The sequence below is a fragment of the Nostoc sp. PA-18-2419 genome, from assembly GCF_005869855.1.
Taxonomy (GTDB): domain Bacteria; phylum Cyanobacteriota; class Cyanobacteriia; order Cyanobacteriales; family Nostocaceae; genus Nostoc.
This window is the reverse complement of record NZ_SZNH01000006.1, coordinates 215,400-227,254: the sequence shown is the minus strand read 5'-3', so window position 1 is coordinate 227,254 and position 11,855 is coordinate 215,400. Positions and strand designations below refer to the sequence as shown.

7 protein-coding genes are annotated in these 11,855 nt (G+C 41.3%); 5 read left to right on the top strand and 2 right to left on the bottom strand.

Features of this window, described 5'->3' with window-relative positions; all coding sequences use genetic code 11:
- The first annotated feature begins 205 nt into the window (after positions 1-205).
- The 3 genes from FCR06_RS08980 (at position 206) to FCR06_RS08970 (ending at position 2,090) form a co-directional block, all read left to right on the top strand.
- Positions 206-811 carry a vWA domain-containing protein gene (locus tag FCR06_RS08980; RefSeq protein WP_138498727.1) on the top strand — a complete coding sequence of 202 codons (606 nt, stop codon included), beginning with the start codon at positions 206-208 and terminating at the stop codon, positions 809-811.
- 124 nt (positions 812-935) lie between these two features.
- Positions 936-1,541, top strand: a complete 606-nt coding sequence (locus FCR06_RS08975; RefSeq protein ID WP_138498725.1) for a vWA domain-containing protein — start codon at positions 936-938, stop codon at positions 1,539-1,541.
- A 147-nt stretch (positions 1,542-1,688) separates the two neighbouring features.
- Complete coding sequence (locus FCR06_RS08970; RefSeq protein ID WP_138498724.1) at positions 1,689-2,090, top strand: salt stress protein, Slr1339 family; 402 nt, start codon at positions 1,689-1,691, stop codon at positions 2,088-2,090.
- Between the two features lie 508 nt (positions 2,091-2,598).
- Here FCR06_RS08970 and FCR06_RS08965 read toward each other — a convergent pair.
- Entirely contained in the window at positions 2,599-3,747 is a 1,149-nt protein-coding gene (locus FCR06_RS08965) for an alanine--glyoxylate aminotransferase family protein (protein ID WP_138498722.1), read from the bottom strand.
- Positions 3,748-3,909: 162 nt separating this feature from the next.
- Here FCR06_RS08965 and FCR06_RS08960 point away from each other — a divergent pair, with 162 nt between their 5' ends.
- On the top strand, positions 3,910-4,575 hold the full coding sequence (locus tag FCR06_RS08960) for a DUF1345 domain-containing protein (protein ID WP_223280082.1): 666 nt from the start codon (positions 3,910-3,912) through the stop codon (positions 4,573-4,575).
- 460 nt (positions 4,576-5,035) lie between these two features.
- Positions 5,036-6,748: a putative bifunctional diguanylate cyclase/phosphodiesterase gene (locus FCR06_RS08955; protein ID WP_138498720.1), complete on the top strand. Its 1,713-nt coding sequence runs from the start codon at positions 5,036-5,038 to the stop codon at positions 6,746-6,748.
- Positions 6,749-6,812: 64 nt separating this feature from the next.
- Here FCR06_RS08955 and FCR06_RS08950 read toward each other — a convergent pair whose 3' ends face one another.
- A complete protein-coding gene (locus FCR06_RS08950) occupies positions 6,813-11,822 on the bottom strand; it encodes a CHAT domain-containing protein (RefSeq protein WP_138498718.1) in 5,010 nt (1,669 codons plus the stop codon).
- Positions 11,823-11,855 lie beyond the last annotated feature (33 nt).

Below are 11,855 nucleotides of genomic sequence, written 5' to 3'. Positions count from 1 at the left end.
TTTAATACTTATTTAATAATTATCAAATAATCATTTACTGGGGAAATTTCGCCAACAAAGACACCAGGCAATGGCATTCATCTCTATTAATCAGCTGTAACGCAGTTTTGCTAAATGAGATAATTGATACAAAAGCTTAAAACCCTTGGTTACTAGTAAAAAAACGGAGTTAGACTAGAACCACAGGGCAATCACAGGAATAAATATGATGAGCGATCGCGACTATACACTAATCATTGACAAAAGCGGTAGTATGTCCACACCCGACCAGGTGGGTGGTAGAACTAGATGGGAAATAGCCCAAGAATCTACACTCGCTTTGGCAAGAAAGGCAGAACAGTTTGACCCAGATGGGATTACTGTTTACGTGTTTTCCGGTAGATTCAAACGCTACGATGATGTAACCTCAGCTAAAGTCGCACAGATATATCTCGAAAACGATCCTGCCGGTACAACCAACTTAGCAGGCGTACTCCAAGATGCAATAAATAATTTCTTTCAACGTAAAGCCGCTGGTAAAAGCAAGCCAAATGGAGAAACAATTTTAATCATTACTGATGGTGAACCAGACGATCGCAAAGCTGTGTTTGAAGTTATTATTCATGCTACTCGTCAGATGGAGCGTGATGAAGAATTAGGAATTTCAATTATTCAAGTAGGTTCAGATGCCCAAGCAACTAAATTTCTAAAAGCTTTAGATGACCAATTACAAAGTGTTGGCGCAAAATTTGATATTTGCGATACAGTTACTTTAGATGACCTTGAAGAAATGAGCCTTGTAGATGTATTAACTAACGCCATAATCGACTGAAAAAAGATAATTTTATCAGTTTTATCTCCTAAAGGAAGATATGAACATCTTGGAGGATATTGAATCTGGTCAAAAACTGATTCAAGAATTAGAATTTATGACGAAATATTTGAGGAATATATAAATGTTAGAAAATCGGGATTACACCTTAATTATTGACAAAAGTGGCAGCATGGCTACCCCAGATCAAAAGGGTGGTAGAAGCAGATGGCTAGCAGCACAGGAATCTACTTTAGCTTTAGCTAGTAAATGCGAGCAGTTTGACCCAGATGGGATTACTATTTATGTATTTTCTGGTAAATTTAAGCGCTACGAAAATGTGACAGCCAGCAAGGTAGCACAAATTTTTCGGGAAAACGATCCCTCTGGTACAACTGACTTAGCAGGCGTATTAAAACATGCAACTGATGATTATTTTCAACGCAAAGGAGCCGCTCAAACTAAGCCCAATGGTGAAACAATTTTAGTGGTTACTGATGGTGAACCAGACGATCGCAAAGCAGTTATGAGGGTAATTATTGAAGCTTCTCGCCGCATGGAGCGAGATGAAGAATTAGCCATTTCTTTTATTCAAGTAGGTACAGATCAGCAAGCTACCCGTTTTCTCAAAGTGTTAGATGATGAACTCCAAGGAGCTGGTGCTAAGTTTGATATCTGTGATACAGTTACTATGGAAGATATGGAAGATATGAGTTTATCAGAAGTGCTACTAAATGCAATTAATGACTAGTAAAATTAAGTAAAAAAGAATTAGGTAATAGAGAGTTTTTAACTATCTAAAATAATAGTTAAATTAAAACTTTCTTTCAAAATTATTTTTTTGTGGTTCAAAAATTGTAAAGAGAATATAGCTGTCCGTTTTATAGGAATTGTACAAATGGATTCTATTGATAAGCTGTTAGCCGAACTGAAAACTGAATACGAACAAGTGCAACCTAGACAGCAGCTTCCAAAATTAACTACAGCCAAATCGTTGATTCGACCATCGTCAAAATCAGCATCTTCAATAGATAATCTTTTAGCAGAAGTTAAGGCTGATTTCACAGAAAAAGATGCTACTGAGGAATTAAAAAGACAGCAAGAACTAGAACAGGAACGAACTCGACAAGAACAACTAAAAGCCAGACAAATGGAGGCTTTAAAAGTAGAGGCAAAAGAATGGTTAGCTAAAATAGATCCATTTTTGACCGAAGGACTTTGGTTTGAAAGATTTGCTGAAAGTTATCCTTCAAAATTAGAGGCCGCAATTGAATATTTACGAAGCAACGAATCAACTTAAATTTAGTTATGGATAACGATTTATTAGCTTTCTTTACTGGAGTAGGGTTACTTATTCTCTATTTGATTTTTTCAGCATTTACAGAAATGGGTACTAAACTCCCTTGGAAAAAATAAACTAATGGGGCAATGAATTTAAGAATTAAGAGTTTTGAAAATAAAAAAGATGTAAATTTCAGATACTCAACTAGCTAAAATATTTACATTTATTAATCAAATAGACCTTGAAAAAAGTAGTAAAAATTTTTACAGATGAGCCAACATAATTAATTGATTAAGAGAATCCCAAATGCGCGATCCACACAATAACCAAATAAAAATTGAGCCAGCAACGCTTGTTTTGATTATATCTGTCTTAATACTTTTGCCTCTGGTGGTTGTTGGTTTTTTCTCGCAGTAATACCATTTACCTAAATATCTGATATCCATAACATAGATAAATTTTAGCGCGATCACCTTTAATATTCAGGTGCGTTACGCGACTGTTAACGCACCTAATCACCTCGAAACTACTTAGGTAAAACTTGCTCTAGTGCTGCTATAAGTTGGTCAACACTTTCCTTACGACTATTAAAGCCCATCAGTCCCACGCGCCAGACTTGACCAGCTAATTCGCCAAGACCACCGCCAATTTCAATATTATGTTCATTGAGTAACTGCCGAGCGATCGCTTTACCATCAACTCCTGCGGGAATGCGAACAGTGGTAAGGGTTGGTAGTCGATATTCCCGCTCAACGTGCATACTCAATCCTATGTCTTCCAACCCTTGCCAGAGATATTCTACGTTCTTTTGATGACGCTGCCAGCAGTTTGCTAATCCCTCTTCAGCAACTAAACGCAGTGCTTCCCGCAATGCATAGTATAAATTAATTGGTGCTGTGTGGTGATAAACGCGTTCGCTGCCCCAGTATTTACTCAACAAAGACATATCTAAATACCAATTGGCAACTTTCGTGCGCCGCTGTTGTAATTTCTCGGCTGCACGCGGACTCATGGTAAAAGGCGAAGCACCAGGCGGGCAACCCAAGCCTTTTTGGCTACAACTATAAGCGAGGTCAACTCCCCAAGCATCCAATAAGATAGGAACACCACCAAGACTGGTTACGGTATCTACTAGTAGCAAAGTGCCAAATTCACGACACAAATCAGCAACTCCTTCTAAAGGTTGGCGTGCGCCTGTGGAAGTTTCGGCATGAACCAGAGCTAGAATAGCTGGACGGTGAGTTTGGAGAGCAGTTTGTAATTCTTCCAAGTTGAAAACTTGTCCCCAAGGCTTGGTAATCGTTCGTACATCAGCACCATAACGTCCAGCCATATCCACAAGGCGATTACCAAAGTAACCTGCTACACCAATCAAAACTACATCACCAGGTTCCACGCTATTGGCGATGGTTGCTTCCATTGCGGCTGTTCCCGTACCACTAACTGCAATGGTAAGGGGGTTTTCTGTTTGCCATACGTAGCGTAGTAACGACTGGATTTCATCCATCAGTGCGAGAAAAGCGGGGTCAAGATGCCCAACTGGTGAAGTATTCATCGCTTGGAGAACTGTGGGATGAGCATTAGAGGGGCCTGGCCCCAACAGTAAACGAGATGGGATTTCTAAAGGTGAGAGTTGCAAGCGCCCAGAATCGTTAATTGAAATTGTTGGCGTCATAATCTGTCTTCGCTTAGACGATACTTACCGCATCATAAAGCGATCGCATCACCGATGTTGAGTTAGTCTACCATTTACCATTAAGAAAGGATGACGCAAAGTTTTACACTCAGTCTAACAAAGGTATATTGGCAGTATATTTACATTTAATTGATTTAAATTTTGAATTTTGAATTTTCCAAACGCATTGACCACCGACCCCGACTGATGATTGCTGTTGGAGTCGCTGCATTCGTTTCAGTAATACTTCCACATTGGCTGCACTTAGCGACGCGCATTCTTTGTGCTTGGAACTGTGGTGCTGACTTTTTCTTAGCCTTAACCTGGTGGAAGATGCTCGAGGCTACACCAGAAAAAACCCGCCGTTATGCCGAGAGAGAATACGAAGGACGTTTAGTGATATTCTTGTTCGCGATCGCCGCAGCTTGTGCTAGTGTGTTAGCCATTGTGTTTCTGCTAACTGATAAAAAAGGGCACTCAACAACTTTCCTTATTATACACGTCATACTTTCAATTATGACGATTCTCGATTCCTGGTTATTGGTGCATACTATGTTTGCACAACAATACGCACATATTTATTACCAAGATATTAGTTCTAATCATCAAGAAATTAGCAAAGGTTTAGATTTTCCCAATACCGAATCTCCAGACTACTGGGACTTTTTATATTATTCTTTTGTGATTGGCATGACTAGCCAAGTTTCAGATGTGCAGACGACATCAAGTGATATGAGACGTTTGACCCTACTGCATGGCATATTATCTTTCTTTTTCAACACCACAATTTTAGCCATGACTATTAACATCATTGCATCGCTGATTTGAAATTACAGCAAAATTAGTGAATTCACCAGTTCAGCAATTCAGAAGTAACATCAAGTTCGGCTAATTATTTACGATATGGTTGGTGTTGTTGGTAATTGATAATAGGTCATTGGTAACTGGGGAAGAGGGGAAGAGTTAATTGTTAGTCATCGGTTATCAACATCAAACGAGATAATTTATTTGCTGAAATTACCTAAGTAATTATAACGAGTTGGATAATTAATTAGTTTTTCGATGAAGACGGAAAAACTATTTTAATAAATTGATAACTATTGTGAAAAGAAGATACCAAGAGCTAAAGTAGAGCAATCTGACATCCAAGCACACCAACTGAGTTTCCGATTGTAATTTTAAGTGTGAGTAACTTGCAATAACTATACAAAAATTGCCGTTTTCTCGTTAAATTACCAAAAATTTAGTAGTAAACCATTTGCTGACTCTCAATTCTGAACTAACATTTATGCAGCTCAATCAGAAACTTTTTCTATACTCTTCTCTGGCTGAACTTCCATTACTCAAAAAAAGTTATACTACCAAAATTATGGTAGTGGCTTTTTTGGGAACTCACATACCACTTTTGACTTTAATCTTCAATTTCCTGATTTCCAACTCCTATTCTTGGGAAATCACAATTCAAGTGCTGCTGAATGCTCTTTTGGCAACCCTAGTAGGGACAGCAGCTACTCTTTGTGCATTACACTATTTACTTGCTCCGGTAATTATGACATCTGTGGCATTGCGAGACTATTTGCAAAATAAAGAATTACCACAACTGCCCACAGAATTTGGCGATGAAGCAGGCACATTGATGGCAGATACTTCACAAACTCTGCACAAATTAGATGAGTTGATTAACCAGATTAGCAATTATGATAATTTGACTGGGTTACCGAATCGAGATTTATTTGGCGATCGCCTTTACCAAAACGTGTCACAATCTCAAAATACCCAGCAATTGATTGCTATTCTCTCGCTAGCGATTGATAATTTCACTGCCATCAGTCATGGGTTAAACCATGAAACATCAAATAACCTATTAAGAGCAGTTGCCCAACGTTTGACAAGCTGTATAGCAAAAACAGATATCCTCGCACGTTTGAGTCAAGATGAGTTTGCGATCGCTCACATAAATATCTTATCCTTTGAGGATGTAGTCAGTTTAACAAAAATCCTACAAAGTACGTTAGCTAAACCCTTCTTTATAGATGGTCAGCAGATTCACATCACAGCCAGCATAGGTATTAGAATTAGTGACTTAGGCGATCGTAATAGTGTCGAGCAACTATTGCAGAAGGCTCACATAGCACTGTATCAAGCAAAACAGCAAGGGTCTAGTCAATACCAGTTTTATTCACCAGAAATTAACGCTCAGTTGCAAGAGCGATTAGCATTGGAAAATGAATTACGTGGCGCACTGGAGCGCGGCGAACTAGTAGTTTATTACCAACCGCTGATTGATTTGCACACCAGAGAAGTCACAGCAATGGAAGCACTATTGCGCTGGCAGCATCCTACCAGAGGTTTAGTTTCTCCAACAAAGTTTATCCCTATTGCCGAATGTAACGGTTTAATCATACCTATCGGTGAATGGGTGTTGCGAACCGCCTGCGCCCAAAATCGGGACTGGCAACTTGCTGGACTGCCGCCAATTCGCATGTCAGTTAACCTTTCGGCTCGACAATTTGAGCAACTAAATTTAGTTGAAGTTGTCAAACAAATCTTACAAGAGACACGATTGCAACCATCTTACCTAGAACTGGAAGTCACTGAAAGCTCCTTAATGGCTAATATTCAGCATTCGGTTAAAATCCTAAAACAATTAAGAGAACTAGGAGTATGGCTAGCTTTGGATGATTTCGGCACTGGTTATTCTTCTCTCAACTATCTGAAGCGCTTTCCTGTGAACATGCTCAAAATTGACCGCTCATTTGTGCAAGATGTGACATCAAATTCTGATAGCGCCGCCGTCACCAATGCCATCATTGCATTAGCTAAAAGCCTTGAGTTGAAAATTACAGCAGAAGGAGTAGAAACTCAACAACAGCTTGACTATTTACAAAAGCGTGGGTGTCAAGAAGGTCAGGGATTCTACTTTGGTATCCCTGCTCCTGCCGACACAATCACCGATATACTCAAGCAGAATTCTCTGCAAATACAGAAGATAGCTGCATAATAGATTTTTCAAACATCCTCTCAAGGTTTGTTGCTTTATTGCCAAAAGGTTTAATTTTCTTGCTTCACCAAGGATTGCCAACCATCGTAAATCCAGCCCAATAATAAGGATGCATAAGTGATTGGTCAGGTTCATCAATACTGTCAGCAGGCAAAGGCAAATTTCCGACTGCTCCCAAACCTTGGACTTGACCATCCTTGACGTAAATTTGTCCTTTAGCCATAGCTACTTGAGCCTGTCTCAGAGCTTCTGCCTTAATCGGTGCTGTTCTTAAATTCTCATAAAATTTGGTCATCAATGCTGCTGTCCCAGAATCGTTAACCGACCAAAGACTGGCAACACTAGTTTTCACACCTGCCAGCACTGCTAAACCCGCAAACCCAAGTTCTGACTCTTCATCCCCTAAGGCTGTTCTACAAGCACTCAACACCATCATCTCTACTTGGGGTTCATTTAACCGCAACTGCCGTAACTGATTCAAGCGTAACTTGTCCTCCCACAATTGAATATAAGAATTGCTCAAGCCGCCAGTCGCAAAATCGGCATGGGTTGCCATGTGAATAATGCCGAAAGGTTGTTGACGACGGACATTTTTGAGATTGTCTAAGGTGGCTTGCTTGTCCAACAATAATTTACCTTGCCAGAGTTTGGACACCAGTGTTGATATTTCAACGGGAACTGCTGGTAAAGGATCTTGCCCTTGAGTACTTTGAGACACCCCTAGCGCTAAAATTTGAGATTTTCTAATGTCTGTATAGACGGTGTTAGTCAAGCTGAGACTGGGCATCAAGCCAATACTGTATTTTTCCACCAAAAATTGTTTACCATCGTGAAGCGCTGCCATTGGAGTTGAACGTAAACCAATGTCTGGTAGAAAGACTAAATTGTTAATTCCTCTGGCTTGTAAATCTGCCTCGACTGGCGCAATCAGCCAGCGATAAAGTTGTTGAGATGAACGCAAATAACCAGTGCGGCGACGGTTTTGTGGACTAACAATTTGGTCGCGAAATTCTTGAGCCACTTGTAAAACTTTAGCTCTGGTAGTTTCTTTTATGCGCTTGCGAATGGGATCACCTTTTCCAGTAACTAGTACTATTTCTAATTGGTCACTATTTTGTTCTGATAAAGTATTTAGCTGTTTAGTTCTCTCTGGTATAATCTCCACTGGGACAAAACTAACATACATAAATGCAGGTTTTACACCAGTAGCCTCCTCAATTTTGCGAGCAATTTCTTTGGCATCATCCAATGTTTTTATTTTAGGATTGCGTATGCCTAAATAGTCGCCAAAATCATCTGTAAATTTATCTTCCGGAGTAGCATCGGTATTCAGAACGGGGTCATTAATATTAGGATTATTCGAGCCAGGGTTAATCGGTTTATTTGGTGGATTGCACTGGAATGTGCAAGGGGCAGGATCTGTCCTGTTGTTTGGCGGCCTAACGTTGATTGCTACCTGTACAGGTGTTGAGGATGAAACAACATCGCTAGCTTTAACTGTGAATGCATTGATTAGCCCTGTGCTATCAGTTGGTGGTGTGTAATTTAGTGTCTCACCTATAGTTAATGTGTCACCCGCAGCTAAAACCGTATCGCCTCGTCTCAAAGTTCCCCCTTGGATAGCATCAATGACAACGGTGGTGTTATCTAAATTGACATCGCTAGTAGTGGCAGAAAATGTGAAACTTAAGGTTTGATTGATTTGAGCATTGGATGAGAGGAGCGTGTTTGTTGTCAATGTCGGTGGGGTGTTGACGGAAGTAATGGTGATACCAGTTGGAGTACCGCTAGCATCTCCGCCATTAGGCAAGACTGGAAAGCTATTTGAAGGATTGATGGAATTGTCGCCTGTATTAATTGACCCTGCTGTGCCATTGACACTCGCATCACCTACGGTAAATGGCACATTATTTGGCCCACCATCGTGTTGAATTCTGACAGTACCTCCCGCATTAGGTTGAGCGACAAAGCCTGTTTCACCAGGAACATATCCACCAGTTGCGATGGTAATACCCGTCCCCGATCCTTGAATCAGTCCGTTGGTTACCACTTGCACATTGCCACCTTGAGTAGTATTTTGATTATCAAAACCAAAATCTGATGCTATGGACTGAGTGTCGATGGTGGTAAAACGAATATTGCTACCAGCAGTATTAGTAGTTTGTAAAGTAACGTTGCCACCTGTAGTATTTGCAGTCCCATCGACTTGGAAGGCACTAGCTGAGGCATTAATGGCATCATTAACAGTGATATTATCTCTGGCAGTTAAGGTAACTGCCCCAGCGGTGCCACTAAAATCGCCACCTCCATCCTTGATTACAGACGAGTTAATTGCCTCTATGGTGATACTGCCGTTTGTACTTGTTGCTACTACACTGCCACCCGTACCTGAGGTAGTAGCATTATTAGAAGAAGAATTAATCGTACCTGTGAGGATATTGCCTGCGGCAGTTAAACTCACTGTTCCAGCCGGATTATTAATATTAAACCCTAAATTATTAGTAGTATCGAGGTTATTTAAAGTAATCCCACCACTAGTACTTTGGACTGTAATATTAGCTGCGGAGTAGCCTTGACCACTGGCGATAATGTTGCCCGCAGTTATGTCACCAATTGCAGATAAGGTGACATTACCGCTATTGCCAGAAAAATTAGTAGTTGTATCTAGATTTCCTAGTAATAGGCTACCTGCGGAAATGTTTATTGCTCCTCCGTTAGTTTTAATTGTGTTGGTAGGGTCAACAAAGTTTACAGAACCGTTCTGTGARGAGAGGTTGAAGCTACCACCAGTACCCAAGTTTAATGTCGCAATACCGTCAGCAGTAGTTACTCCAGGTGTAGCTCCGATGATGTCATTGATGGTAATATTGCCTGTGGCTTGTAAGTTGATATTTGCACCCGAAGCTGCGATCGCACCCCAAGAAACAGTATTCGCTCCAATATCTGCATTGCCAAAAGCAATATTGCCAGCCGTAGCATCAAAATCACCTGTCCCGGCTGCACCATCGATAATAGTTAATGTACTGGGGTCTAGTAATAATGTGCCAAAGTTCCCCTTAGGCGCAAAAGTGTCTACCACACCGTTGAAGGTCAAGAAATTTTTGCCTGATACTTCTACAAAACCACCATTTCCGGAATTTGCTCCTCCACGAGCCGAAATCTTACCAAAAAACTGGGTTGTGTCGTTCCCCCAAACGATCGCACGTCCGCCGTTACCATGCAAATTACTATCGGCATTAATTACGGAGTTGGAGTTAACATAAGTCTGCTCTGCATTCGGTAAAGTCCCCTTACCCTGGTAATCACCGCCAATTAGTACAGTACCGCCACCATTGGTTCCAGAGGTGTTAATATTAGCATCAATCACCCCGACTCGCTTACCCAAAACACTTATTGTTCCGCCTGTTTGACTAGATGCATCAACTTTGCCAGAAACAATGCTTGTACCTGGAGTTGGGGGAATTTTGACATTAGAGCCTGTGAGTTGCACAGTTCCATCAGCATTGGCAGTTAACCCCGTGTTACCAACGGTGAGTAATTCTGGTAAAGATGCAATGGGAATTGTCCAGTTATTGGGTTGATTGCTATTAGAAGCGAGAGGCTGAATTTCCAGACTCAGTAGATTTCCTGGCTGACTCAGACGCACCCAATTTTGACCTGGTACGGATGTGACGGTAATCTGGCCTCCTGGTGCTGAAAGTTGCCCAGTATTTACCACCGTACCACCCAATAAATTCAAGTTCTGCCCAGTACCGACTGCCAAGTTCCCTGCATTGATGATCGCTCCTGGTTGGCTAGTACTAAAGGCAAATCCATTGGGGTTTCCCACTAAATTAATGTAGTCATTCACACCGATGGCGTTAAACCAACTGCAGCCAAAACCTATTCCATTAGCTGTTGTCACCGTGAAAGCACCAGGTACATTTAAGCTGGCGTTTGCTCCGAAAATAAATCCGGCTGGATTCATCAAGAACAAATTAGGATTACCACCAGTTACCTGAATTAAGCCATTGATGATCGAAGGATTACCGCCTGTGATTCGACCCAAGATATTTTGCAACGCCGGACTGGCTTTAAAGTTGGCGATTTGTTCTGGTGAAATTCCAAACTGTTGAAAGCTGTGGAAGAGGTTAGCGCCATCCCTAGAAGTAGTGCCGCCAGTGATATCAAGTCGGTTGCCGTTGGGAGTTACAATTGTGTTTGTACCATCAGCCGCAGGAACAATTTGCTGTGCTTGGGCTAATTTGGGACTGATAGCACTCAGCAGTGGGGCAATAACTAATACTGAAGCGGCGATACTGGCTAGTAAAAATTTTTTGTGCCGCAAGATGAAGCGACCTGTGGACAATTCAACATCGATTTGTAACTTATCTGCTAATCCACGTCGCCAAAGTGCTTGGGCGATCGCCTTCTGTGACCAAAGTATTTGTTCTGTTCTTCTAGTAATAGAGATGTTTTGGGAATGAATTCGGTAGAAGTAGAGTGGCTGTTTAACTCGCCGCACTTGGGCGATTTCGGAAAGTCTTAAACACAAATCGTAATCATAGCAAGTATCATTAAAGGACGCATCGATACCTCCTGCTCGGTCGTAAACACAACGACGCATCAGCCGGAAGTGAAAAGTCATGAAGTTGAGCAACAGTCCTTCTTTTGAGTAGGGAATATCACAGCGATGACCGTAATCGAGAACTTTGCCGTCTGCATCGATATTTAAGTAGTCAGTATAAACAAATCCCGTTTCTGGGTAGCGATTAAGTATTGTAGCGGTTTCGGCTAGGGCAGTAGGGGCGAGGATATCATCATTGTCAACTATCCCGATATAACTACCAGTAGTTTGTTTAATTGCTGCCTTACAAGCCGCAGCAACTCCTTGATGAGCTGCTGGGATTACCCGCACTCGCCTATCTTGCTGAGCAAATGCTTTGGCGATCGCCACCGAACCATCACAAGAGCCATCATCCCAAATTAGTAGCTCAAAATCTTGCCATGTCTGCGCTAAGACACTGGCGATCGCTTCTTGAAGGTAAGCCTCCCGGTTGTAATTAGCGATGACAATGGAAATCAGTGGTGACATCGAAGTAATCCCAGTTTTCTACCTGTTACTAGA